Origin of the sequence: Lacinutrix neustonica (assembly GCF_026625145.1) — a bacterium.
GTDB classification, from domain to species: domain Bacteria; phylum Bacteroidota; class Bacteroidia; order Flavobacteriales; family Flavobacteriaceae; genus Lacinutrix; species Lacinutrix neustonica.
Genome location: NZ_CP113088.1, coordinates 377,578 through 404,560, shown reverse-complemented (window position 1 = coordinate 404,560; position 26,983 = coordinate 377,578). Strand labels below are relative to the sequence as shown.

Here is a 26,983-nt window from a genome sequence, read left to right as displayed (position 1 = left end):
AAAACAAGGCCTTTAAGGGCCTATACTGTTAAAATGAACATTTTTAATTAACTTTAGATCATGGAGAATAAAATTTTAAAAATCGCCACATTTGCTGGTGGTTGCTTCGGTGTACAGAAGCCGTTTTTAATAGGGTAGAAGGGGTTGAAAAAGTAATATCAGGCTATACTGGTGGCCAAATAAAAAATCCAGCCTATCGTGAAATAACTTCAGGACGCACTGGTCATGCTGAAGGAATTCAACTGCATTACAATCCCGACAGTGTATCCTACTTAGAATTGTTAGAAATTTTCTTTGCGACTCATGACCCAACCACCCTAAATAGGCAAGGCCACGATATTGGTACGCAATACAGGTCTGCTATATTCTACGCTTCGGAAGATCAAAAAAATCAAGCAGAGGCTTTTATCTCGCACTTAGACGCTGAACAGGTTTTTGATTCAGAAATAGTCACAGAAGTAACCCCTTTGGGGGCATTCTATACTGCAGGGAAAGAACATCAAGAGTATTACGAACGACATACGGATGCTTCCTATTGTCAATTTGTAATTCATCCAAAGATTAAAAAACTAAACACCTACTATAGTGATAAATTAAAAGGAAACAAAAAGAACGTGCTTTAGAAAATAAGAAAAACCAATAGATTTTTAATAATTATAGGTTCCTTTAATATCTTATTTCTTTGTGTTTTGTAACAAATGACATATTTTGTTTACTAATACTTGGCAAATGACAGCTTTGTTTGGAACGTTATTTGCATGATTATCTATGCAACGCAATTTTTAACTATATGAATTTAGAACACTTAAACAAATACAAAAAATTAGCCGCTAGTATCCTTTTTGACGCTATAGGATACGCCAGCTTCATTATACCAGGCATCGGTGAGATCATTGACTTAGCGTGGGCTCCAGCTTCTGCATGGTTAATGACTAAGATGTATAAAGGACCTGCGGGAAAAGTAGGGGCGGCTGTTTCTTTTATTGAAGAAATTATGCCAGGGTTGGACGTTGTTCCCACTTTTACGTTGATGTGGTTATATACTTATGTCTTTCATAGGCAAAGTGAAGCGCCTACTGACGAACAGGTTATAAAAATTAAATAACTCGAAAGCATACTATTAAGTATGCTTTTTTTTAATACAATAGTTTTCTAATGCCAATAAATATAAATATCATTCCTGAGTAGCAAATAAAAAAAGGGATGATGGCCGCTTTGTAACCAAGGACTAATAATACTGCAATAATTAATAATTGAAATCCTAAACCAAATGTGGAAATGGCCGTCATCAACCAATTTGGGAAGGTTTGTCCTTTCATCGCATTTCGATCTAGAAAATAGATGGTTTTATCAAAGACACCGTAAAGTAATTTATATAAGCCAAATAAAATATTAACATGCTGTTGTTTCTCTCCATCTAGCGCTTTGGGTGTCACGTTCTCAAAAATACGGCTTGTTGTGTCACCATCGAACTTGTTTCTTAAAATGACATAATAATAATTGTAAAGCGTCCCCTGTAATTGTACTCCAAAAAACGCTAATATGGTATACCATATATTATAATCTGTAATGTGCCAGATCGCTAGTAATATAAAAAAATTAAGAACAATATCGGCAACAGAGTCTAAATAGCGACCGGTATAAGAGGGGGTTTTTTTAAGTCGGGCTAATTCGCCATCAGCAGCATCCGAGAATGGATTTCAAAATCAAAAAAAAAGCGGCAAACCAATACCAACGGTAAAGTATACACACGATGGCTATTACTCCTGAAATTATAAAGCCTATAGTTACATGAATAGGGGTGAGTTTCGTGTTTTTTAAGACTGCGGCAATGATTTTAGCAATCGGTCTTCCGTAATCTGATACATCCACAAATTTGTGGGCTTTAGGTAATTTTGACATTAATAGTTATACGCACTCTAAATTTTGTGGAATATACCTCTCTAGCACAAAGGACTAGTGAATTTGCTTTAATGTGAATATTAATCAAAGATACAACATCTTCTTTTGATGCTCTAAACCGGGTTATTAATTATTTAAATTTCTAAAAAAATCTATTACTATTACTTACAAATTATAAATACGCAGTAAGTGTCATAATGATCATTGTAAAAACCACTAAAATAATAAATAAGGGCATGATAAATTTTAGCCATTTATTAAAGCCTACTTTCACTATGGCTAAGGATGCCAAGATCAAACCTGTAGGGTTTATTAAATAAAATAATCCCATACCGTATTGGTAAGCATTAACTACAATTTCTCTACCAACACCTACCGTATCTGCTAGTGGTGACATGATAGGCATTGTTAGAACGGCCATTCCTGAAGAACTTGGAATAAAAAAAGATAGCATGGCGTAAATTCCTGTCATGGCACTTGCAAAGAAGCCTTTATTCATGCCATTGGTTACACCACTAGCATAATATAACATGGTATCACTAATCAACCCATCGGCCATGATTACGGTAATGCCTCTTGCGATACCAATAATTAATGCAACTCCTAATAAATCTCCTGCGCCTTTTACAAAAGTATCAACAAAATCGGATTCTTTAATTTTAGCAATAACCCCAATTACAATAGCGCCAACTAAAAAAGTGGCAGTCATTTCTACAAACCACCATTCTAAGAATACCACGCCATAAATCATAATCGCAAAACACATGGCGAAAATAAAAAGGGCTAAACGGAGACGTGTTGTGAATACTACCATTTCGGTTTTTACATTTCCAAACAACGCTGCTATTTGCTGACTTTGTTCATAAATAATGGATTGTGTTGGATCGCGTTGCACGCGTTTTGCATAACGCATAATATATATAATACTTATCACTAGGCAGGATAGGAGCATTACAATACGCCCAGCTACACCCGTGGTCCAATTAATACCTGCAGAATCACTGGCAATAATAGTACTAAAAGGGTTAATCGTGGAGCACATAGTGCCAATAGAAGACCCCACAAAGATACAGGCAACACCAACCAAAGCATCATATTTTGCTGCTAAAAAAACAGGAATTAAAATAGGGTAGAAGGCAATGGTCTCTTCTGCAAAACCGAATGTCGTTCCTCCAGCAGCCACTAAAACCGTTACTAAAATAATGAGCACAAACTCTTTACCCTTTAAAACAGTTGCTAAAGAAGCAATACCAGCATCAAAAGCACCAGTACTATTTATTATGCCAATAAGACCACCAATAATTAATACTAGAAAAATAATATCTGCAGCCTCTATTATTCCCTTTATTGGTGATTTTATAAATTCTAATACACCTTGTGGTTTGGCTTCTAACTTTTTATACGTGTTTGGAATGTTTATGGCTTTATAAATATCACCATTAGTGAATTTTTCTAATGGGATTTTAACAGTCAAAGCATCTAAGGTATTTTGAGTTGCAGGTAAACTTTTAGTATCCTCCATGCTAGTTTGTATAAAACGATGTTCTGTTTTATTATAGACTAACGTGTCGTATTTTCCTGCCGGAATAATCCAGGTTAATAAGGTAACTAATGCAGCGATAATTAGTAAAATGGATTGTGCAGATGGGAATGTAATGTGCTTCATATGTGTTATTTCTGCAAAGGCAGAAAACTGTTTTTAATAGCTATTAGTTAATTTGTTTTGGATTCGCTTAAGCTGAATCTTCGAGGTCTTACCTTCTTAGGGCGTACAAAATCGTGAAATTTCTTTAACAAGACTAAAGATAGTATTATTTTTAATCTGAATAATAAAAACGATGATAGCAGACATACACGACAGTTGGAAAGTGCATTTAGAATCTGAATTTGAAAAGCCTTATTTTAAAGCGCTTATGCAGTTTGTTTCTTCTGAATATAAAACGACACAATGCTTTCCACCGAGCCAACTCATTTTTAACACGTTCGAAAAATGTCATTTTGATGATTTAAAGATCGTGATTATTGGGCAAGACCCTTACCATAATATTAATCAGGCGAATGGCTTGTGTTTTAGTGTGAACGAAGGTGTAACGCACCCACCGTCCTTAGTTAACATTTTTAAAGAAATAGCAAACGATTTAGGAATCGCTTATCCGCAGAGTGGCAATTTAGAACGCTGGGCCAAACAAGGTGTGTTTTTACTCAATGCCACCTTAACTGTTAAAGCGCATGAGGCAGGAAGCCATCAAAATAAAGGATGGGAACGATTTACTGATGCGGTTATTAAAACGATAAGCTATGAAAAGGAAGGGGTTGTTTTCTTACTTTGGGGTGGTTTTGCTAAGAAAAAAGTAAAACTAATTGATGAAAAAAAACATCATATTTTAACTTCAGGACATCCCTCGCCATTGAGTGCAAATCGCGGGTATTGGTTTGGTAACAAGCATTTTAGTGAAACGAATAACATTCTAAAAAAGAAAAATTTAAAAACAATAGCGTGGTAGCTTAGTTTACAGTAAATGCATAAGCACCATTTGCATTGGCATCTACTATAGTTGAACTTATAGTTATTAATGCTTTCTCGTAAATACCGCCATCTATTCTTAGTTTACCATCATTATCTATTAAAAATCTACTTCCAGCTAAGTAAAATATTCCGGATTCGGTAAAGTGATACTGAATTTATTTTTGTAAGAGGCTCCATCAAAGATACTACGAGCAGTTATAGTTTGATTTTCAACTAGTGTTTCACCTTCAATAGTAGTAATGTTCTCTGAGGTTAGCGGAATTACAGCAATAGTACCAAACGATGTTAGTTTGTAAAGTGTAAGCGTATGTTGATATCCTGACTGTCCAGCCTCAGCATAATCATAATCTGTTAATAGAATATTTTGTCCGGTAGAGGTCATCTGCTCATCCAAAATATTGGTTTCTATGATAATACTTTCGTTTATGTTAAAAGTAGTTTCATTATTTTCAATTTGAACAACAGTATTGTTAATTATATCAATTTGAGTAGGGAAGAGTTCATCATCCTCACATTGGGTATTTGTAAAACATACAGTAATAACAATAAAAAAACTAAAAAGTTTGAAAGCTTTCATATGCAGTGCTATTTATTCTTTAGATGAACGAATAGCGTAGTGGTTGCGTGGAAAAGGCTAAAGTTTTTCAACCAAATCCTCATAGTCCCATTTTTCACGAATTATATTTAGTGCAAGTAGTTGATTCTGAACATTTTCTATAGTTTCTCTAGAAATATTCTTTTGAGACCAATTCGTTAAACTTAACCATTCCTGCACGTCTTCCAATTCTTGCTCATAACGATTAGCAATCATTTTATCGATACTCGGGATGTCTTTAAATTCGGATGTCGTATTGTTTACAATCTCTAAAATAGTCTTAACAGCCGCTTTATTAGATTTCAAAAAATCCTCACGAACCGCAATAACAAAACAAGGCCAAGGGCTAGGACAATTGCCAACACGCCTAAACGTGCCGTTATCAACCAAAGGTTTTGTTGTAAATTTTTCCCACAGGAAATAGTCGGCGCTTCCCTTAGTTAATCCTTCTACAGCACCCTCTAAATTTTTTATGACTTCAAAGTCAAGGTCTTTTTCTAGATTCCAATTATTTTTTTTAGCATTTATATAGGCCATTAAATGAGATCCCGAGCCATAACGACTAATGGCTGCTTTTGTTCCTTTGAGGTCTTTGATGGTTTGATATGGTGAATCACTAGCAACATGAATCCCCCATATAAGTGGCGATTCTACAAATACCTGGACAATTTTACTTTTATTTCCTTCTATTATATCTTTAATAATACCTTCAGTTAAAATAACGGCCATGTCTATGTCACCGTTACGCAAGCCTTTGCACATGGCACCCGTACCACCAAAGTAGTCTTTCCACCGAAAATTTATGTCTGCTGCTTTATACTCACCGTTTTTAAGTCCTAAGTACCAAGCCGATTAAAATGTTCGGGCACACCTCCAATATTAATCGTCTTCATCAATTATTCAACTATTTTATTTAATGTATATTCAATCAATCTATTGACTGTTTCTGTTGGGTTTTTACTGAACTCTCCTGTGGCACGATTCGCAATGATGGCATTCATTGATAATGCACGATGTCCTAAAAGTTTCGAAAGGCCATATATACCAGCTGTTTCCATTTCCAAATTGGTAATGCTTTTACCTTCAAAATTGAAGCTTGCCAATTTGTCGTTTAAATCCTTGTCCTGAAGCGCTAAACGTAATACACGTCCTTGCGGCCCGTAAAAGCCAACGTTAGTCGCAGTAAAACCTTTATGCGTTTTATTAGAAGCTAGTTTTTCCATGAGTTGCGCATCACCTTTTACCACATACGGACTAGATTTAGCCTCAAACCAATTGGTATGATGCATCAGGGCATTTGAAATATCTTTATACTGAAAGGCTTCGCTATCATAGAAATGTAATAAACTGTCAAAACCCGAGGCATATTCACTAATTAAAAAAGCATCTATAGGAATAGCCTTTTGAATGGATCCGAAGTCCCAATACGAATAATATCAAGGCTTTTTAGCGTTTTGTTGATTTCTCTGGTTTCCAAATTAATATTAACGAGAGCATCCAATTCATTAAAAACAATATCAATATTATCGGTACCAATTCCTGTAGAAAGGACGGTTATTCTTTTTCCTTTGTATACACCAGTTTGCGTATGAAACTCACGTTTTTGTGTTTGAAACTCAACAGAGTCAAAGTGCTTAGTGACACTAGCTACCCTATCTGGATCACCAACCGTAATGATAGTCGTTGCAATATGTTCGGACGTAAATTTAAATGATAAACACTACCATCTGGATTTAGTATGAGTTCTGATGCTTTAATGGGCATTTACTATTGTTTTTATAAGTTTATTTTCTTTTTTATTATACTGAAAATCTGTTTTATTAACCCCTCCAAATTGAAAATCAAACGCTAATGCTTTAATGAAATTTTTCTGATGTTCTATAGCCAAATGACCATTTCTATTGAGTACTAAGGCATCTTCAGTTTGATCATAAAACAAGGATAAATCATTAATCATGCGTTCTAGTTGAAGCTCGACAAAGCCATAATATCCTTGATAATGCAAACAATATCCAAGCAATTGATGCCGTGATTTAACTTGGTGTTTTTTAATAAGCATCAAGGTATTATACTCCAATGTGTTTAAACCGCTACGTGTATCGGGAAAGCGTCTCATATGTGCTTTCAGGCAATTACTTAAGTATTTAAAACTTGAAGGTCTAATAATTAACTCTGTGAATAGGTTATGGTCCTCTTCACAATAAATGCGCCATGCCTTTTGAGCGGTAGCAATATCGTCTACGTTAAGCTTAATCTTATTTTCATAATGAGTAAATAATTGTTTTTCTGTTAATCTTGCCGAGACTTTTTAATTCTTTTTCTCCTTCAACCCGACCACTGCAAACCAAGAATAATGGCAGTTTAATGTTTTTTTGTTTAATCAAACAAATGGCAGCAATTAAATTAATGTGGCAAAATAAATTGTATTCAAACCATAAAACAATCTCAGAATATTTTGAGGTGTCCTTTAGTTTATCAAACTCATTTTTAATTTTTTCCACATCATATTCAACATTATAAACACGCTCAAGAAACTTTTTTCTTAATTTAAAAAACGCTGGTGTATTGATTTCTTTTAAAGTAGGGCCTTCACACAGCATTTCATGCCAAGTTAAAATATCTCCTTCAAATTTAAATTTTGTGAGATCGTCTGTTATACTTGAATCATTAACGATATGAAGTGTTGTTTTTGACATGATTAGCCTCCAACGCGTTTTACATTAAATCCTTTTTCTTTTAAGATTTCCATGATTTTGTCACGATAATCCCCTTGAATGATTATTTTATCCTCTTTAAAACTTCCCCCGACACTCAATTTTTGTTTTAACTCTTTTGCAAGTGCTTTAAAATCCTCGGTAGCACCTGTATAGCCTTCCAAAATAGTAATGGGTTTACCTTTACGTTTTTCATATTTACAAATAATCGGGTCGTCTTGTAACCACAAAGAAGCTGTTTCTTTACTTGGCTCAACTTCCTTTTCTTGGTGCTCCGGAAAGAGATTTTTTAGCTGATCTTTTAAATCCATTGTCTTTAGTATGCAATTGATAGTATTCAGTCTACAGTGTATGCGTTTGAAAAAATCACCTAATGTAACCTGTGTACTGTTTACTTTTTTAAACCCAATTCAATCAAACGCTCCTCTAGAAACTCGCCAGCGGTGATGTCTTCAAATTGTTTTGGGTGTTCTTTATCGATACAACTCTCTAATACATCTAATTTCATTTCACTAATAGGATGCATAAAGAAAGGAATAGAGTAGCGGCTGGTTCCCCAAAGTTCTCTTGGTGGATTAATCACTCGGTGAATCGTTGATTTTAATTTATTGTTCGTATGTCGTGATAACATATCACCAACATTTATCATGAGCTCGTCTCGGCTCTGCAATAGCATCAATCCACTCTCCTTTATGGTTTTGCACCTGCAAACCACGACCTTGAGCGCCCATTAGTAAGGTTATTAAATTAATATCACCATGTGCAGCTGCGCGTTCGGCAGCTTTAGGTTCTTCTGAAATTGGCGGATAATGTATAGGTCTTAAAATAGAGTTTCCATTATGTATGTAATCATCAAAATAGGTTTCTTCCAAATCCAAATGCAAGGCTAAAGCACGAAGTACATATTTCGCCGTTTTTTCAAGCATCTGATAGGTTTCTTTCCCTACTTCATTAAACGCTGGAAGTTCTTTAACTTCTACATTTTCCGGGTATTCTTTGGCACGTTCTCGATCATCGTCTACATACTGGCCAAAATGCCGAATTCTTTTAAATCCCCTTCTTTTTTACCTTTGGCACTTTCTTTTCCAAATGATACATAACCACGCTGGCCGCCAATACCAGGTATTTCATACTTTTGTTTTACCTCTAAAGGAAGGGAGAAAAAGTTTTTTATTTCACTATATAATCTATCCACTAGTGCTTCATCTAAAAAGTGTCCTTTTAAGGCCACAAATCCTATGTCTTGATAGGCTTGACCAATTTCATCTATAAATTTTTGCTTTCTTACTGGATCATCAGATAGAAAGTCTTTTAAATTAACACTCGGGATACTTGTCATTATAATAATATTTTAATAGTCTTCTATTACAAATGTAGCGAAAAACGAGCAAATTATATAATTGATAATTCTTATTGTTAATAATTGATTTTTCGGCAATAATCTTATATTTGACAAACTTTTTTTATGAAGTCTAAAACACTTATGGAACCAAATATTACTTATCAGAAGCATACCCTTTCTAGCGAAATTTTAATAGCACTGTACAAGAATATGCTAAAGCCTCGGTTAATTGAGGAGAAGATGCTTATTTTATTAAGACAAGGAAAGATTAGTAAGTGGTTTTCCGGCATTGGGCAAGAAGCGATTTCAGTTGGAGTCACTATGGCACTGCGTCCTGAAGAATACATTCTTCCCATGCATAGAAATTTAGGGGTTTTTACGACGCGTGAGATCCCATTACATCGGTTATTTAGTCAATGGCAAGGGAAAGCAAATGGTTTTACTAAAGGACGTGATCGTTCTTTTCATTTTGGCACACAAGAATACAATATTGTAGGCATGATTTCGCATTTGGGACCACAATTTGGTGTTGCAGATGGCATTGCACTAGCGAGCAAATTAAAAAACAAACAGCAGGTGACTGCTGTATTTACAGGAGAAGGTGGTACCAGCGAGGGGGACATACACGAAGCATTAAATGTGGCTTCCGTTTGGGAATTACCAGTCTTATTCTGTATTGAAAATAACGGCTACGGGTTATCAACACCAACACATGAACAATACAGGTGTAAGGATTTAGCAGATCGTGCTTTAGGTTACGGGATGGAATCGCATATTATTGACGGTAACAATGTCATCGAAGTGTATTCTAAGATTTCAGAGATAACCGCTAGTATGCGCAGCAATCCACGGCCCGTTTTAATAGAGTTTAAAACGTTTAGAATGCGTGGTCATGAAGAAGCGAGTGGAACAAAATATGTGCCTCAAGAACTCATGGATACTTGGGCCGCTAAAGATCCTATAGATAATTTTCGTTCTTATTTGATAGCCAACGAAATACTTTCAGAAAAGCAAGACGCTATTTTTAAAGCACAATATAAAGCAGAAATTGACACCGATTTGGTCGCGACTAACGCGGAATCCCTTATTATAGCTTCTGAAAGTGATGAATTAAATGATGTATTTCAAAAATTTGAATATCAAGAGTTTGCTGAAAATAACAAAACAAAAGAACTGCGTTTAATAGACGCGATATCTGAAGGTTTAAAACAATCTATGGAGCAGCACGATGATCTGGTAATTATGGGACAAGACGTTGCAGAATATGGTGGTGTATTTAAAATAACCGATGGTTTTGTAGAGCAGTTTGGCAAAGATCGCGTACGTAATACACCCATATGTGAATCGGCAATTATTGAAGCCGCCATGGGGTTGAGTATTGCAGGTATTAAGAGTGTTGTTGAATTGCAGTTTGGCGATTTTATAACCTCAGGTTTTAATCCTGTGGTGAATTATTTAGCGAAGGCACATTACCGCTGGAATCAAAATGCAGACATTGTTTTGCGTATGCCTTGTGGAGCAGGCGTTGCAGCTGGTCCTTTTCACTCACAAACAAATGAAGCGTGGTTTACAAAAACGCCAGGTTTAAAAGTCATATATCCTGCATTTCCTAAAGACGCGAAAGGACTTTTGGCAACAGCCATCAACGATCCAAACCCTGTATTGTTTTTTGAGCATAAAGCGTTATATAGGAGTATTCGTCAAGAGGTTCCTACCGATTATTTCACTATTCCGTTTGGAAAAGCAGCCAGGCTTAGAGAAGGAGAAGCGATTACCGTTATCGCTTTTGGTGCTGCCGTACATTGGGCACTAAATGCTTTAGATAAACATCCAAACATCTCTGCAGACATGATTGATTTGAGATCGTTACAGCCGTTAGATACAGAAACCATATTTGCCTCTGCTAAAAAGACGGGGAAAGTGATTATTCTTCAAGAAGATTCCTTATTTGGTGGTATCGCTAGTGATATTTCAGCATTACTTATGGAAAATTGTTTCGAATTTTTAGATGCCCCTGTAAAACGTGTGGCCAGTATGGAAACACCAATTCCATTTATTAATCAATTGGAAGATCAGTATTTATCTCGTGATAGGTTTGAAGGAGAATTACTAAAACTACTTGATTATTAGTAGTTTTATGAAAAAATGTCATCTTTTATGAAAATTTTTCAGTTTTTTTAAATTGGTATTTTATTTGCTGTTATACGAGTAGATAAAATGTTTAATTTAAAATTATTAATTATGAGTAATTTAATTCCAACAAAACGTGGAGTAGATAGCTCCAGTAGATTCTAAATTAAGTACAATTTCAAATTTATCCACTTGGATGGACGATTTACTTTCAAGTAATTTTGGAAATGAATTTGTGTCAAACTTTAATACTGGGATTACGCTTCCTGCAGTAAACATTAAAGATAGCAGTGATGCGTTTATTGTTGAAATGGCCGTGCCTGGTTTAAAGAAATCCGATTTTGATATTAATTTAGATAACAAAATGTTAACGGTATCTGCTGAAATTAGAACGGAAAATAATGATGACAACGATTCTAATTTCACGCGAAGAGAATTTGGATATTCTTCATTTAAAAGGACATTCACACTTCCTGAAACAGTAGAATATGAAAAAATTAGTGCCACTTATAACGATGGCATATTATCACTGAGTCTTCCTAAACGGGAGGAAGCGAAAAAGAAACCCCCAAAATCTATAAGCATATCATAACCTTAAGATGAGCAGCATCAAAAAAGCCTGTAATTATATAATTACAGGCTTTTTTAATAAAATCGATCTAGCAAAATTAATGTGTATAGCGGGTTACGCCGCGCCATAGGCCATCTTTAGTGTTACTAAATTTAAAGACATTTTTATTTATAAAAAAATGGTGATTAGTAATTCTTCGCGATTTTCTTAAGGTATTAATGATTGCTTTCATGATTTTTATGTTTTTTGATTGATTGATGTATAATCGTTTGGGAGTGATTATCTGTGACGTCTTTTTAAGTTCCACGTATAACTTTTTGTACCTTCTAATCTTCCTGATAATTGATTGTTATTTAAAGTTCTCATGATATTGTGTTTTTTGATTGATTGATTGATTGATGATTTTAGGTATTATCTATGACGTCGTTTTGAATTCCACGTATTACTTTTTGTGCCTTGTAATCTTCCTGATAGTTGGTTGTTGTCTAAAGTTCTCATAATATTTTGATTTTAATTGATTGATAATTATTGATTTATACTCTATAGACGATGCAATTTCAAATTTGTTACAGTACTATGTAATACATAATACATTTTTAACAAATTTTAACATTTTAAGAAGGAGAGTAGTCCTTTAAAAGTCCAGTAGGAGGGTGTGATTTCATTAAAAACCCATTAAATTTTAAGACATTAATAAAATTTTAGCATTTAGGTATGGTTTTTGGTTTATTTTCGAAGAACCTTTGCATTACAACAGATGAAATTAAAATTGTTTTTCATACTCACTTTCTTAAGCACACTTTCTGTGAGTGCTCAAATAGATAGTAAAAATAAGTCTCTAGCCATTCCTGCTGAAAAAGTGGAAGATCCAAAGGCAGACAATGAACTCATTGTACAGCCTGCGGAGCAAAAGAATGCCTCGCCGGATGAGACCTCTAAAAAGGAGGTGACCTTACCAAAAACAGAAACACTTCCTGTTGCCGAAAGAAAAGCGTTTTCAATAACCAAAGACAATGAATTTCGAAATCCGGCAGAACTTTACCGAAGCAATTAAATAATGCACTTAAACTAAAAACGGAGCGGGAGCGTAAAAACAATGGTAGTTCCACCACACAATATCTAGGGGTGTATCTTACTAAAGCCAAGCGTATAAATGTGATGTATCGTGACCATAGCGCTGCAGATGGTGACCTTGTTAGGGTGTATGTGAATGATGATGTTATGGTGAGCAGAGAATTGTTAGAGTCTCATACTAAAGGCTTTTTTCTAACGCTAATAGAAGGTGACAACGTAGTAGATATTGAAGCCTTAAACGAAGGTAGCAGCGGGCCAAATACAGCCGAAATAATAGTTTTAGATGACAAAGGTGATGTGTTATTAAGGAGTCAATGGAATTTAAATACAGGTGTAAAAGCTACTTTTACTGTACGACTTATTAAAGACGAATAACCTAAACTTTAATATTTTCTTTAAAATATCAATCCAAATTCGTATTTTTACAAAAATTTTTGCTAATTCCGGCAATAATTAAATTATATACTTAAAAAAGAATGGCAAAGTCGCAACAGACATTTAACAAATTAGAAAAAGAAAAAAAGCGTCTTAAGAAGAAGGAGGACAAGAGAAAGAAGATGGAGGCTCGAAAGGCTGAAAGAGAAGAAAACGGAACAGATGGCATTCAGTTTGCCTATGTAGACTTTAATGGCAACCTGGTAGATACTCCGCCGGATCCGAGAAGATAAAATCAAAGTTAAAGCAGATAATATTGTTTTAGGCGTGCCTAAAAAAGAAGATTTGCCGTAACAAGACCCTATTAGAAAAGGAAAAGTTTCTTTTTACGATTCTTCAAAAGGTTTTGGTTTCATCATTGATGCTGAAGATTCTGAAAAATATTTTTGTCACGTGAGTGGTTTAATAGATGAAATCACAGAGAATGACAAAGTACAGTTTGAATTGGAAAAAGGTATGAAAGGTTTAAATGCCGTTCGTGTTAAGAAAATATAAGCTTACTTTTAATTTGTAAAAAAAACCTCAATTATCAATTAATTGAGGTTTTTTTTTGCGATCCCTACATAAATTCTAAGCGCCTTTATTTAAGGACTAAGTGAATTTCATTGTTTTCAATTAATAATGGCGGCACAACACTAACAGGCCTCTTGGTAGTATTAATAGCCCATGCTTTGGTTCTAATTATTAGTTACTGGCTCTAAGGAACGTCCCAATATATTATACAAGCGCGCTATAGCAATGAATTCTTTTATTTTAAGTGTGTTATCTTTAATTTGTGCATCAATTAATTTTTGTTCTCGAGCGTTGATTAGGAATAAAGAACTTTCTCCAAGAAAAAACTTGCGCTCTTCAGCTGCCACCATGGTTTCATAATCTTCTATAATGTCATTTATAAGCAGGTTTTGTTTTGCTAGTGATTGTATTTCTGCCTGTACGGCATTGATTTTATTTTTCAGGTTGAGTGCTATAGTCTTGCGTTCAAAATTAGCCTCATTTAATTTTAAATTCGCCAGCCTTAAATCCCCACGTTCTTTTCGCAATAAAATTGGAAAGCTAACATTTACAAAGGCTTTATAATTTGAGGTGTTAAAGGCGTTGATCTCATCGAATTGTGAGGATAAAAAATGATACTCTAAATCTATTTTTGGTAATAATTTATTTTGTTTGAGCGCGCGGTTTATGGTCAATCCACCAATTTTCGCATCGATACTTAATAATTTAGGATGGTTGTCCAACAAGGCAATGGTATCTGTGATACCCGCTAACACCAATGAGTTTTCTAGATTTTGTTTTGCGGGAAGTACAGGAATCGCATAGTCTTGTATTTCTAGAGGAATCGTATTTAACCACAAATAGTTACTCACTTTTAATGCGGCTTTTCTCCTTTTTAGTGATGCCTCTTCCGGATTAAGTGCTCTGTTTTTTAATATAATGCGGGCTTCAGTAACCTCTATCATAGCCTTTTCTCCTAATGCCGCGCTGCGTTCCACGGCTTTAAATCGGGTAGAAGCATTTTGAAGAAATGCCTCATAAACATTTTGCTCGTTAGTCGCTTCTAGCCATTCAAAATAAGCGGTACTCGCTTCAAAAATAAGGTTGTTTACTAGTAACTCCCGATCTGCTTTCGTTTGATCTCTAAAAAAACGGGCTTGTTTTAAGGCAGCCATACGTTCATTGATTAAAAAGCCTTGTGCTAATGAAAATGAAACACCCGCACTGTATAAGCCTCCATCAGGAACGGTTAGATTTGGATTTAGGTAGGCGCCTGAATTTTCTTCAAAATTGGCTTTAAACTCGATGCCATACCAAGTAGGGACTTTAAAAGCAGCATTAAGTTGATCATAATATGTTGTCTTCTTAAATGCTTTTCGGTCATAATCGACTTCAATTTTTGGATCAAAACCACCTCGTGCTTTTAACAAGCTAGCTTCCCCCATGCTTAGGGTTAAGTTTGCTTGTTTCATTACTGGATGGTGTGCTTTTACATATGCCAAATATTCCTCAAAAGACAATTCTTGTTTTAACCCACTATTTTCTGATTGGCCAAATACCATAACCGAGGTTAGAAGTAATAAATAAAGCACGTTAGTATTAAATGTTGTCATTTATTTCGAGTCTTTTTTTAGTTCCCCCTGTGGTTGATAATAATTAGGAGGGAAGCCATTAAGTTTTCGCCACAGTTCAAACCAAATGGGTACATCATCTAATAAACCAAGTGCTTTTACACCAGATCCGACACGAATAGCTTCAGGCCATGCATAATCGGTCTCATCTCGCGCCAACAGGATTCTAAATTTTCCATTATCACTAATAAAACTTTCTATGGCTACTACTTTAGCGCCATAGGTGCCAAAAGACACGTTGGGCCAACCACTAAAAACAACAGCCGGCCAGCCATCAAATTGCACTCTAAAAGTTTCTCCTAGGTGTACCAATGGTAAATCTATGGGTTTAATATATGTTTCTACTGCTATATCATAATTTGCAGGCATGATACCAACCAAGCGTTCTCCCTCCTTAAAACTTTCACCAATCCCTGTCTTTATGGCTTTATTTATATAACCATCTAAAGGTGCTTTGATGTAATACATCGCACGACGCATTTCATAATTGGCATAGTCATTTTCTAATTTTGAGACTTGTGCTTCTGTATCAAATTGATTTGACTTAGCCGTGAATTTATCACTTTGCGCTTTAGAGATTTTGTCAATATATTCTGCCTGAATGCGATTTATTTCTACTTCAGCATTTAGCACCTCGTTTTTAGCGGCTAGATATTTATTTTCTAAAGAGATTATTTTAGCCTGAGTTTCCTGAAGCTTTAGTCTTTTTTCTTCCACCTCGGTTACCGATTTTAACCCTTCATTTTGTAAGGTTTCTATGCGGGAAAATTGTTTTTCGGCGATGTTTAAATTGGTTTTAGAGGCTTCATAATCGATGCTATCACTCTTTACTTTAAGTTTGCTCTGTAACAGTTTGTTTTTAGCTTGTTCTAACTTTAAAAGGCGTTCTCTTTGGAGTGCGGCAATTTGGTTGTCTAAGGCATTAACTTTTGAGCCATAGCTTTCTACCGAAAAATTCTTAGATTGAATTTGCTCGCCAGTTCGTTTTACAAGATCTGGATTGAAATAATCATTCTTAACTTCAGAAACAAAAAGAATCGTATCTCCTTTTTTCACAAAATCCCCTTCCTTTACATACCATTTTTCAATGCGTCCTGGAATGGGAGATTGAATGCTTTGCGGTCTTTGATCGGGTGTTAATGTGGTCACGGCTCCATTGGCAGTAATGTTTTGTGTCCAAGGCAAAAACAATATAATCACGCAGAGTACGGCGAATAGTAATAATAACCTATTAAAATTTTTATAGTGTGATTTACCAAAAGCTCTTTTTGAAGATTCGTAATGCGATATATCAACTTTAGTATTTAATTTATTATCTGAAATATTTAACATATTATTTCGTGTTAATTATTTGTCCATCGTTTAAAATCACAATCTTATTGGCCTTCTGTTTCCATAGTTCATTTTGGCTCACCACGACAAGTGTCCAGTTGTGTGATTTGTCTGTTAAAAAATCTATGATTTGTTTGGCTTCACTGGTTTCAAATTGATCTAAGGGTTCTTTTAGTAATAGGAGTTTAGGGGCTCTCACAATGCTTCTAGCCAACATGATTTTTTTCGAAATGGTATATGAAATTTCCTTGCCTTCGGGATATAGTATGGTTTGTAGCCCCGTAGGCATTTCTTTTACGAAATTTTTTAATCCTACATTTTTTATCACACTTATCACTTGATCTGTAGTTATAGTTTTATCCCCAAAGGTGATATTTTCCAATAAGGTGCCTTCAAAAGGTGTTTCCTCGGTTAGTGTTTGCCCCAATTGAGAGCGATAAGAGTTTAAATTAATGCCAAGTAATGATTTATTGTTCACATAAATTTTGCCTTTGGTGGGTGCAATTAAACCAGCAATAAGTTTTAATAAACTTGACTTTCCGAGCCACTTTGGCCTGTAATTAATAGTGTTTGTTTGGGTTCAATTGTTAAGGAAATATTATCTATAATTGGAGCATCACGATTGGGAACAGTAAACGACACTTCATCTAACTCAATAGTTAAGGGGGCGCTATTGTCTTCTAAAATCTCACCGTTTTGAGATTCTAGTGGCTTATCTACAATTTTACCTAATTTTTCTATGGACGTTAACACATCATATATCGTTTCTAATCCCGAATTAATTTCTCTACCGAAGCAATAACTAAAAGGATGATGATCTCAGCGGCCACAAATTGACCAATATTCATTCTTTGGTTTAAAACCAATAAGCCCCCAATGATTAACAGTCCCGCGGTCACCAATACTTTAAAGCCTATAAGTTGAATAAATTGAATCACTAAAATTCTAAAATGATTTTCTCGTGTTTCTAAGTATTTGGCAACTAACTTATCATTTTTTTCCATGGCCAAACTGGTTTTTCCTGAGAGTTTAAAGCTTAAAATGGAACGCGCAATTTCTTGTATCCAATGCGCCACTTTATATTTGTTGTCAGATTCTTCCAAACTGGTTTCCAGTCCTTTTTTAGCCGTGAATTTAAAAACGACATACACTAGTATAAGTAAGAAAAATCCGTAAATAATAAAAAAGGGATGGTAAAAGGATAATAACATTAATCCGAAAATGATTTGTAATAGGGCCGCAGGAAAATCTATTAAAATCTTAGACAATCCTTTTTGTACTGTTAGTGTATCGAAAAACCGATTGGCTAATTCTCGCGGATAATAACCACTCAACCCACTCATTTTCATTTTTGGAAAACGGTAAGCAAATTCAAACGATGCTCTTGTAAATATTTTTTGTTGCACATTTTCAATGATACGTATTTGCATGAGTTGTAATACACCAACAAACACAACCCCTAAGGTTACTAGTCCAACCAAGACAATCCATGAAGTGCTAATTTGTGCACTTTGAAGTAAATTAATAATCGCTTGAATACCTAAAGGAAGAGATAAACTTACCAATCCAGCGAATATGGCGTAAAAGAAAATTTGTCGTATGTCTTTCCGGTCTAATTTAAGCAGGCCAATTAAACGTTGCCATGCGTTGATTACATTTTTCGCCATCTATTTTGTAGTTAAAACATTAAATATTAAATCTTTAAAAAAATCCTTAGGTTGAAGTGTGGTATTACATTCTGTTATGGATTGAAAATGCGCTTTTAAAAAATGTTGATGCATAGCCCCTTCAATAACGGTACTGGCTAAGGTTAACGGATATTTGTATGAAGCATCTACTTCAACAATCATATCCTTTAATCTATTAACCAGGCGCTTATAAACAGAGAAATACCCTTCTTTATTTTCGCTATCGACTTCTTTTGTTAAGTAAGATTTTGAGTATTCATTAATAACAATTCGTTTTAATATAATCTCATCAATATGGCTAAAGGAAGAGTCTAAATTTGTTGTTTGGCTCAATACATCTATCGCTTTTTCTAATTTAGATATTCTATTGTCTATACTATTTGTAGACAATACTAATTGATACTCAAGCCAAGTCCAATACCAAGAGGTCAAGTAGAGTAGTAACTTATGCTTACTTTCAAAGTAGCGGTAAATAGAACTTTCATTGGATCCAATTTTAACACCCAATTTCTTAAATGTAAAGGCATCAAACCCAATGGTATCTATTAGAAGAATACTATGCTGAATGATCCGTTTTCCTAACTCTGAAGATTCAGGGTCTTTTAAATATATCTTTTCATTAATATTTATGGTTAAGTTTGAAAGTAAATATTTCATTATAATAAATTTGATTGCAAATATAATAGTATTACTATTAATACTGAAATCAAATTAACTATAAATTAACTTTTAAAAAACATGAGGGATTAATCGGTATGGCTTATGGCATTTTGCAACTCGAAAAGCTCCAACTCAAAATAAGGTACCGCTGCTAAGAAGTGGTCAAATAAATCGGACATCACGTATTCGTAATTTTCCCAGCGTTTGTCCTTACTAAAACAATAGATTTCTAGAGGAATGCCGTGAGCTGTTGGCTGCAATTGTCTAGCCATAAGCAACATGTTATTGTTAATGGCAGAATGTTGCTCTAAATAGGTTTGGATAAATTTTCTAAAAACACCAATATTGGTCATGTTTTTACCATTTATAAGCAAAGACTTATCTACTTTGAGGGCATTATTTTGTCTTCTTATTTTATTTTGCATTGTAGTAAGGTAATCTGAAATAACTTCAATTTCTTTTAACCGTTCCACATCTTCCGGTGTTAAGTATTTAATCGACGATTGCTTGATGAGCATGTGTCTTTTAATACGTCTACCATCAGAATTGGTCATGCCCCGCCAATTCTTAAACGAATCTGAAATCATGGCATAGGTAGGAATGGTTGTAATGGTATTATCAAAGTTCTGAACTTTTACAGTCGCCAAGTTAATTTCAGTAACATCACCATCGGCGCCATATTTTTCGAATGTAATCCAGTCGCCAATACGCACCATGTCGTTAATAGACACTTGTATACTGGCTACAAAACCTAAAATAGTGTCTTTAAAGATGAGTAAAATAATGGCCGAAGCGGCACCAAAACCAGTAATGAATTTCAAAAGCGAAACATTACTAAAAACGGCAACCGCAGCAAACATACCTGCAACCCAAGCAAAGATCATAAACACTTGGATGTAACTATCTATAGGTTTATCACGTAACCGCGGTAAGGTTTTAAAGTAGTCTTCCGAGTATGTAAAATACTGCGTACAATCCAAAGGGTTAAAATTATAAAAACGACTTGTAAAATTTTACGGATAGGAATTTCTATATACTCAAAATCCACAAAAATAATAGGCAGTAACTTTAATGCTATCATTAGGGGGATAATATGAGCCACATTTCTAGGCACTTTATTGGCTAGCAATAAATCATCAAATGGCGACTTGGTGTGTTTTGCAATACGTTCAGAAAGTGCGCGTAAAATTTTTCTAATAATGCGGTCTAACGTATAAACAAGAATAAAAGCAATTAGCAATAATGTTACCATGTTTAGAGACTTCGCCGAAAATTCAGTGAATCCGAAGCTTATATAGTAATCATAAAAAAAACAGGATATTTGCTCTTGCATAACGATTTCAATTTAGTGCAAAACTACTCAGATTTATTGACTTGCAACTCTTGAAAACCATAAATTCATCTTAAATATGAATATCTATGGCTTCTACTGTGCCTACCAGCATATCCTTTAATAAAATAGAGCCCACACGCACCCTTACTAAACGTAGTGTGGGACACCCTACTGCAGAGGTCATTTTGCGTACTTGTCTAAATTTCCCTTCGGTAAGTGTGATGGAAACCCATGAGGTTGGTCCATGACGTGCGTCCCTTATTTTTTTTGAGCGCTCCGGAAATTGAGGCGCTTCTTTCAATTTAAAGACCTGACACGGTTTGGTCTCGGTACTTTTTACCATCAAAACCAATTTCTACACCCTGTTGTAATGTCTTTATTTTTTCTTCAGAAATGACCCCATCTACTAGAGCATAATATTCTTTTTCTATGCCGCTGGAATTAATATAATCACTCAATTTACCATCTGTGGTTAATAAGAGTAGCCCTTCACTTTTTTCATCTAATCTTCCAATTGGCATAATACCCTCTCGGAAATGCATCAAGCTCACCTAAAAAACGTTTGCGTTTCTGTTGTGTAGAATTACTCGCGAACTGGCTAAGCATGCCATAAGGCTTATAGATTTTGAAATGTTGATGCTCCAAGGGCTTCACTGATTGGTTTAGATTAAAAGAGTTGTTGTGGCACGCGCGAAACGTGTTGAAGGACATTAATTACCATTTAAAATAGAATGTACTAAGACTTTGGTTAAGGGTTGCCCGTTAGCTTTTGCACGAATAGCCTCGTAGCTATATCTAAAATCACAGCCCTGTTGATAGTCACTGCAGCCATAGGCTGTTTTTCCTTTTATGATCGTGCCTTTTTTGCATTTAGGACAGGCATTCTCTCCGGGAGCGTTTTGGATTTTCGTTTTTCCTTTTTTAGGTTCAAATTTTAACTGAAAATGATCGTTAAAACGAATCAAGCCCTCAGAAGACTTCTCATTTATTTTAAACCCTTTTAAATTTACCGTAGATCCTTTTTGCAGCAAACGGATGTATTGCCTTTCAGAAATCGATTTGCCTTCAAATTTAAACGGCATTACAAAATTACAACCGGCTTTAAAAGCAGAACATCCATATGCCGATTTTCCTTTAATAATAGACCCTTTTTTACACTTCGGACAGATTTCAGATGCAATTCCAGCAGCTTTACTCGCTGGTTTTTTCTTTGCGGTTACCGGTTTATTATTGACTGCAGAAATGTTTGCTTTTTTGGTTTCACTGCGCACCTCATAGACCAAGCGGTCCACCATGTGCTTCATTTGTTTAATAAAACTAGCCGCACTAAATTCACCTTTTTCAATGTCTTTTAATTGTTTTTCCCATTTCCCGGTTAATTCAGCAGACTTTAACAATTCGTTTTGAATGGTGTCAATCAATTGAATACCAGTAGCTGTTGGTATGACTTGCTTTTTATTACGCTTAATATATTTTCTACGAAATAGAGTTTCAATGATATTGGCTCGCGTAGAGGGTCTTCCAATCCCGTTTTCTTTCATTATTTCGCGCAGCTCATCATCATCGACTTGTTTTCCTGCGGTTTCCATAGCGCGTAGGAGGGATGCCTCTGTATATTGATTCGGGGGTTTGGTTTGTTTTTCTAAAAAAGAAGGTTCATGCGGGCCTTTCTCACCTTTTACAAAGGTGGGGAGTATCCCGGTTTCCTTTTTATTTGCAGTCTCCTTAGTTTCAAACACCACGCGCCAGCCTTTCTCTAAAATCTCTTTCCCTGTCGTTTTGAAGTTCACCTTTTCGGCCTTACCAATTACGGTCGTGTTGGAGACTTTACAATCGTCATAAAACACTGCAATAAATCGGCGTGTGATAATATCGAAAACCAGTTGCTGGTTGTGCTGTAAATTCATTTGAACGCCGGTTGGGATAATGGCGTGGTGATCGGTCACTTTACTATCGTCAAAGACTTTTTTCGACTTTTTTATTTTCTTAGCTAAAACAGGAGCTGTTAAGGTGGCATAGTTTGTTAAATGTTTTAAAATGCCTGATACTTTTGGATACACATCATTGGGTAGAAACGTTGTATCTACTCTAGGGTAGGTGACCACTTTCTGTTCGTATAATTTTTGAACAATCTTTAGCGTGTCATCTGCCGAAAAGCCAAATTTCGTATTGCAATACACTTGTAACCCGGTGAGGTCAAAGAGTTTTGGCGCATACTCATTGCCTTTCTTTTTGGTAATCGAAACAATCTCAAAATCATGTTCTTTAACAATGTTGGCTAGCTTTTCACCATCTTCCATTTTTAAAAACCGCCCCTCTTCGTAACTAAACAAGGTGTCTCGATATAAGGTTTGTAATTCCCAATAGGGTTGTGGTACAAAGTTTTCGATTTCTTTAAAGCGATTCACTAACATTGCTAACGTAGGCGTTTGCACACGACCAACAGAAAGCACTTGCTTGTAACCCCCATGTTTTACCGTATACAACCGTGTGGCATTCATTCCCAATAGCCAATCGCCTATGGCACGAGAAAAGCCTGCGTAATAGAGGTTGTCGTAATTAGCTGAGGGTTTTAAATTATTAAACCCTTCCTTAATGGCTTCAGTCGTTAAAGACGAAATCCAAAGCCGTTGTACTTCTCCTTTGTAATTGGCTTGGTTAAGGACCCAGCGTTGTATGAGTTCTCCTTCTTGACCAGCATCACCGCAGTTTATAACCACTGAGGCTTTATCAAATAAACTTTTTACAATTTTAAATTGCTTTTGTATTCCGGAATCTTTTGATACTTTGGTTTCAAAACGTTCGGGAAGCATGGGTAAGTTATTTAAATCCCAGCTTTTCCAATAGGGTTTATAATCGTTGGGTTCTTTAAGGGTGCACAAGTGCCCAAAGGTATAGGTTACTGCATAGCCATTGCCTTCATAGTAGCCATCACGCTTCGTGTTGGCCCCTAAAACGGCTGCAATTTCTCTTGCGACAGATGGTTTTTCGGCAATACAGACTTTCATGATATACGGTCTCTTGTTTTTTTAAGGTCAAAAGTGACACTCTTAAAGTGAAAAATATAATTCTTTCCTAGATATCGCTTATTTATTCGCTTTATTTAAGACCTGCAAAATAAGTGAATTTCATAAGTTATAGACCGCAATTTGTCAGGAGTTATTAACGACGGTTTTAAATTTTATACAGCACCCTGCAAACTGATTAAAAACAAAAGGATTACCGTGATATGAACCACCGGAGCCCCTTCATTCCAAGATTTATGCTTTCCTAAAAGGATGACTAAACTGTGATAAAAAACAGCAACAAACAAGATTACTGCTATGCCAAAAAGAAATAGAAGACTTAAGTTAAGCCCATGTTTTGGTTGGTTGAAACCATAGTTAACGATAAGAAAAACCAATGTTATAAAGACATAATATACAGAGGTCTGTCTTATTCCTTTTTTCAATGCTCGTGTTTTTTAAAACTACAAAACACAAAATTTTGCAAGGTCTCAAATGGTGTTTTATGGTCTTCTATGACACAGCGCTTTTTTTCAAATCCATTTTCAAACGCCGAGGTTAATTGTGTTTCACTGTATTGTTGTATGTCTAGACCACTGCATTTTTCGGGACCGTTTTCAGAAAAAGTTCCAATAATTAAATAGCCTGTAACCCATGTTCCGGCAATGGTTTTATATTTTTCAATCTGCTCTGGTGTGGTTAAAAAATGAAATGCCGCTCTATCGTGCCAAAGATCAAATGGCATTTCCGGCTCATAAGACGTGATGTCACTCACCACCCAAGTCACTTTTTTTGCTCTTTCACCCAGGCGTTGTTTTGATTTTTCAAGGGCTTTCAATGAAATATCTAGTACGGTAATGTTTTCGAACCCTTGGTCCAATAAATAATCTACAAGTTTGCTATCCCCACCGCCCACATCTATAATACGTGCACGCCTTGAGAGACCTAAGGATTTTATGAGTTCAAGAGACGTTTTTGGGGTTTCTTGAGTCCAGCTTACTTGGTCCGGGTTTTTCGTTTCATAAACGGTTTCCCAATGTTCTTTTCTGTTATCAGCCATTATAATGAGGTTTTGGTCTTAGTGTTTAATGGTACAATGATATGAAATTGTTTTAAAATGTAATCCAGTTCCTTTGTTTTATCAAAACGCGACCTTTCAAGTCCGATCCATATCGTTAAGACACTTTTCATTAAACAAAATCAAATGATTCTATGGCTGTTTTGTTTAGAGATTTAAATTAAGTGATCTTATTTCCAGTAAAAGACAAGCTTTAAAGCATCGGTAAAAACCACAGGTAAAGTCAAGGAAGTAGACTAGACTAAAACGTTTTCTAATGTAGAGTCTACACAGAAAATAGCAGATATTCGCGATTCGTTCACAATATGAATCATGCTAGCCGTGTCCATACTAGATTCAACACTAAAAATATTAACATCTGCATTTTTGTAATTTTTAACGTTCTCTAAAAGCGGCCCATTCATGACGCTAATATTGGTTTTATTTGGAAATCGAATCATCGCTTTAAGGTCTTCCATATCGGTATTTGAAAATTTCAAATACTGAGCATCGTCAACTATAAACACGTCTATTTCACCTTTCCAGTTCTTACAAATTAAAAGCGAGAGGAGGGTTGCTAAATCGTTATTACCTATATCAAACGTTTGTTTCCAATTATTTGGGATCTTAGTTATCCAAAGATTTATATTTTTTTCAAGCGCTAAACTAGCGGTAGAAAACGGAATATAAATAATCATCCCAAAATTATTCTTTTTAACATCAGCTATTAATGTGTCGTAAAAATTTAGATTAACAAGTCCGGTGTCAATACTAACAAAGATAATATTAGGCTTAAAAAAAGCGGCATTAAGTGATTGCATGCTTATATTGATTGTTGTATTGAGTTCTCTATTTTCAACAAAAGCATAAGACATAGAAATACCACTTTCTTTATATTTTTGTGAGGCATTTTTTAAAAACAACTCGGTGTTTTTTTGTTCCTCCGGGAGCTCATGGAACAGCGATAAAATTTTAATAGAACCATTTGGATGAATGATAGAGTGAATGAGTTTGTAAGAACTTCTAATGTCCTTAGGCATAGTCATGGGAATCAAAAGATCGGGACGCCATGATCTCACTTCTTTCTGAGGACTGAGATTGCTAGATTTTTTGGTTGCCCACTCGGCCAGTGCAGTAAAAAGACCACTGCGTGAATCGCCAACCTCAGATTTTAATTTCAGATTAACCAAATAGAAGTAAAAAATAACAATGAATATCAGGGAGGTAAGTGCCACAATAACATTAATAACAAACATGATGGCTATGGATCCAAAAGCCCCCAACGCTGGGATAATTAAAGGGACTTTTAAAGTAGGCCTGTAACTCGGTAAATTTAAGGATTGCTCAACCAGCACAACAATATTAACCATGGCATAGGTAGTCATGAAAAACATGGTAAGGATGGGAGCAATGGTATTTAAATCCCGTAACGTGATGCCAATAAATACAATAACAGCAGTTATTAACATAGCATTGACGGGTTCTCCTTTTTTTGATAGTCTTGCGAGTTTCTTACTCTTTGGTAAAATTTCCTTTTCAGCTAGCGCCAGTAGAATACGTGGTGCACCAATAAACGATCCTAATGCCGAAGACAGGGTTGCGCCTAATAAACCCGCTAGTACTATGGGTCCGAAAAGTGCTTTGTCGATAAATAAATTATAGTTAGATACTAGTTCTTTTGGGGTTGCTATAAGGGCAGCAACAAATATCAAACTAATATAAATAAGGGTGGTTAAAAGGACTGCTGAGATAGTTCCCTTTGGGATGCTTTTTCGTGGACTGGTTAAATCTCCGGACATGTTTGCTCCCGCCATCACCCCTGTAACTGCTGGAAAAAATACGGCAAAAACAACCCAAAACGACGTGCCGCTAAAATCATTCTCGATAGAGCCTGTGTATTTGCCAAACCATTGGAAGTCGTAATTTAAATCGGTAAAAAATAGAGCGCCATAAATAGAAAGTAACGCGAGTACTATAATGCCAAGGATGACATATTGGATTTTAAAAGCAAAACTCGTGCTCACAAAGGCAATGCCCATAACCAATGAAAAAATACTCACATCTAGTAATAGTGCATTTATATTTGGTAATATAGAAACCGAGACCTTCTCTAAAACCAAAAACATACATGGCCACGGCTAATGCTTGTGCAATATAGAAGGGGATTCCAATAGCGCCTCCAATTTCCAAACCCAAAGATTTTGAAATAATACTAAAGGCCCCGCCAGTACCTATACGAACATTCGTGGTAATTGAAGATAAACTTAAGGCAGTAGTAAAGGTTATGGCCACCGAAATCAATAAAATGGTTAATGCCCCAATAACACCAGCATTACCAACCACCCAGGGTTGACGAATGAACATGATTACACCAAGTATTGTTAAAGTAGTTGGTGTAAAAACTCCAGCAAACGTTCCGAAAGTCTTTTTAGTCATCTAACTAAGTTCGACTATTTTTGTTAGAAAATCAAGCGACCCAATGGCGTTTGATGCAA

Annotated in this window: 20 protein-coding genes and 8 pseudogenes; 8 read left to right on the top strand and 20 right to left on the bottom strand. The window is 35.4% G+C overall.

Going from position 1 to position 26,983, the window contains the following annotated elements:
* Positions 1 to 101 precede the first annotated feature (101 nt).
* Both msrA and N7U66_RS02220 read left to right on the top strand, forming a co-directional pair.
* A complete protein-coding gene (gene msrA, locus N7U66_RS02225; protein WP_313791374.1) occupies positions 102 to 623 on the top strand; it encodes a peptide-methionine (S)-S-oxide reductase MsrA in 522 nt (173 codons plus the stop codon).
* Between the two features lie 167 nt (positions 624 to 790).
* On the top strand, positions 791 to 1,105 hold the full coding sequence (locus N7U66_RS02220) for a hypothetical protein (protein ID WP_267677140.1): 315 nt from the start codon (positions 791 to 793) through the stop codon (positions 1,103 to 1,105).
* A 31-nt stretch (positions 1,106 to 1,136) separates the two neighbouring features.
* Here the strand turns inward: N7U66_RS02220 and N7U66_RS02215 are convergent.
* A pseudogene (locus N7U66_RS02215) lies at positions 1,137 to 1,902 on the bottom strand (CDP-alcohol phosphatidyltransferase family protein).
* A 172-nt stretch (positions 1,903 to 2,074) separates the two neighbouring features.
* Entirely contained in the window at positions 2,075 to 3,568 is a 1,494-nt protein-coding gene (locus tag N7U66_RS02210) for a YfcC family protein (RefSeq protein ID WP_267677139.1), read from the bottom strand.
* A 172-nt stretch (positions 3,569 to 3,740) separates the two neighbouring features.
* Between N7U66_RS02210 and N7U66_RS02205 the strand changes: the two genes are divergently transcribed.
* Positions 3,741 to 4,406, top strand: a complete 666-nt coding sequence (locus tag N7U66_RS02205) for a uracil-DNA glycosylase (RefSeq protein ID WP_267677138.1) — start codon at positions 3,741 to 3,743, stop codon at positions 4,404 to 4,406.
* A gap of 138 nt (positions 4,407 to 4,544) precedes the next feature.
* Here N7U66_RS02205 and N7U66_RS02200 read toward each other — a convergent pair whose 3' ends face one another.
* The 7 genes and pseudogenes from N7U66_RS02200 to N7U66_RS02170 form a co-directional block, all read right to left on the bottom strand.
* Positions 4,545 to 5,006 (bottom strand): hypothetical protein, encoded by a 462-nt coding sequence (locus N7U66_RS02200; protein WP_267677137.1) that lies wholly within the window; start codon positions 5,004 to 5,006, stop codon positions 4,545 to 4,547.
* A 57-nt stretch (positions 5,007 to 5,063) separates the two neighbouring features.
* Positions 5,064 to 5,917: pseudogene (locus N7U66_RS02195) on the bottom strand (substrate-binding domain-containing protein).
* Positions 5,918 to 5,920: 3 nt separating this feature from the next.
* Positions 5,921 to 6,788, bottom strand: a pseudogene (locus N7U66_RS02190) (nucleoside phosphorylase).
* Positions 6,778 to 7,140, bottom strand: a complete 363-nt coding sequence (locus N7U66_RS02185) for a hypothetical protein (RefSeq protein WP_267677136.1) — start codon at positions 7,138 to 7,140, stop codon at positions 6,778 to 6,780. Before N7U66_RS02185 ends, N7U66_RS02190 begins: the two are co-directional and overlap by 11 nt.
* 145 nt (positions 7,141 to 7,285) lie before the next feature.
* Positions 7,286 to 7,720, bottom strand: coding sequence for a DUF1835 domain-containing protein (locus tag N7U66_RS02180; RefSeq protein ID WP_267677135.1), 435 nt, complete (start codon positions 7,718 to 7,720; stop codon positions 7,286 to 7,288).
* Between the two features lie 2 nt (positions 7,721 to 7,722).
* Entirely contained in the window at positions 7,723 to 8,049 is a 327-nt protein-coding gene (locus N7U66_RS02175; protein ID WP_267677134.1) for a translation initiation factor, read from the bottom strand.
* 80 nt (positions 8,050 to 8,129) lie between these two features.
* Positions 8,130 to 9,077, bottom strand: a pseudogene (locus N7U66_RS02170) (isopenicillin N synthase family dioxygenase).
* Positions 9,078 to 9,221: 144 nt separating this feature from the next.
* Here N7U66_RS02170 and N7U66_RS02165 point away from each other — a divergent pair.
* The 5 genes and pseudogenes from N7U66_RS02165 (at position 9,222) to N7U66_RS02145 (ending at position 13,785) form a co-directional block, all read left to right on the top strand.
* Positions 9,222 to 11,210, top strand: coding sequence for an alpha-ketoacid dehydrogenase subunit alpha/beta (locus N7U66_RS02165; RefSeq protein ID WP_390886672.1), 1,989 nt, complete (start codon positions 9,222 to 9,224; stop codon positions 11,208 to 11,210).
* Positions 11,211 to 11,406: 196 nt separating this feature from the next.
* Positions 11,407 to 11,802 carry an Hsp20/alpha crystallin family protein gene (locus N7U66_RS02160; protein ID WP_267677132.1) on the top strand — a complete coding sequence of 132 codons (396 nt, stop codon included), beginning with the start codon at positions 11,407 to 11,409 and terminating at the stop codon, positions 11,800 to 11,802.
* A 736-nt stretch (positions 11,803 to 12,538) separates the two neighbouring features.
* Entirely contained in the window at positions 12,539 to 12,835 is a 297-nt protein-coding gene (locus N7U66_RS02155; RefSeq protein ID WP_267677131.1) for a hypothetical protein, read from the top strand.
* Between the two features lie 101 nt (positions 12,836 to 12,936).
* Positions 12,937 to 13,230, top strand: a complete 294-nt coding sequence (locus tag N7U66_RS02150; protein ID WP_267677130.1) for a hypothetical protein — start codon at positions 12,937 to 12,939, stop codon at positions 13,228 to 13,230.
* Between the two features lie 101 nt (positions 13,231 to 13,331).
* A pseudogene (locus tag N7U66_RS02145) lies at positions 13,332 to 13,785 on the top strand (cold-shock protein).
* Between the two features lie 182 nt (positions 13,786 to 13,967).
* Here N7U66_RS02145 and N7U66_RS02140 read toward each other — a convergent pair.
* The 11 genes and pseudogenes from N7U66_RS02140 to N7U66_RS02090 form a co-directional block, all read right to left on the bottom strand.
* Positions 13,968 to 15,395, bottom strand: coding sequence for a TolC family protein (locus tag N7U66_RS02140; protein ID WP_267677129.1), 1,428 nt, complete (start codon positions 15,393 to 15,395; stop codon positions 13,968 to 13,970).
* Entirely contained in the window at positions 15,396 to 16,745 is a 1,350-nt protein-coding gene (locus N7U66_RS02135; protein WP_267677128.1) for an HlyD family secretion protein, read from the bottom strand.
* Between the two features lies 1 nt (position 16,746).
* Positions 16,747 to 18,412 (bottom strand): annotated as a pseudogene (locus tag N7U66_RS02130) (peptidase domain-containing ABC transporter).
* A complete protein-coding gene (locus N7U66_RS02125) occupies positions 18,413 to 19,090 on the bottom strand; it encodes a TetR/AcrR family transcriptional regulator (RefSeq protein ID WP_267677127.1) in 678 nt (225 codons plus the stop codon).
* Positions 19,091 to 19,179: 89 nt separating this feature from the next.
* Positions 19,180 to 20,426: pseudogene (locus N7U66_RS02120) on the bottom strand (mechanosensitive ion channel family protein).
* A 70-nt stretch (positions 20,427 to 20,496) separates the two neighbouring features.
* Positions 20,497 to 21,032 (bottom strand): annotated as a pseudogene (locus N7U66_RS02115) (pseudouridine synthase).
* A gap of 104 nt (positions 21,033 to 21,136) precedes the next feature.
* The gene (locus tag N7U66_RS02110) at positions 21,137 to 23,434 is read right to left on the bottom strand and encodes a type IA DNA topoisomerase (protein ID WP_267677126.1); all 2,298 of its coding nucleotides are present in this window, start codon (positions 23,432 to 23,434) and stop codon (positions 21,137 to 21,139) included.
* 173 nt (positions 23,435 to 23,607) lie between these two features.
* On the bottom strand, positions 23,608 to 23,877 hold the full coding sequence (locus N7U66_RS02105) for a hypothetical protein (RefSeq protein ID WP_267677125.1): 270 nt from the start codon (positions 23,875 to 23,877) through the stop codon (positions 23,608 to 23,610).
* Positions 23,874 to 24,491 (bottom strand): class I SAM-dependent methyltransferase, encoded by a 618-nt coding sequence (locus N7U66_RS02100; RefSeq protein WP_267677124.1) that lies wholly within the window; start codon positions 24,489 to 24,491, stop codon positions 23,874 to 23,876. The genes N7U66_RS02105 and N7U66_RS02100 overlap by 4 nt, the downstream gene beginning before the upstream one ends.
* Positions 24,492 to 24,745: 254 nt before the next feature.
* Positions 24,746 to 26,548 carry an amino acid permease gene (locus N7U66_RS02095; protein WP_267677123.1) on the bottom strand — a complete coding sequence of 601 codons (1,803 nt, stop codon included), beginning with the start codon at positions 26,546 to 26,548 and terminating at the stop codon, positions 24,746 to 24,748.
* Entirely contained in the window at positions 26,490 to 26,924 is a 435-nt protein-coding gene (locus N7U66_RS02090; protein WP_267677122.1) for a hypothetical protein, read from the bottom strand. Before N7U66_RS02090 ends, N7U66_RS02095 begins: the two co-directional genes overlap by 59 nt.
* Between the last annotated feature and the right edge of the window lie 59 nt (positions 26,925 to 26,983).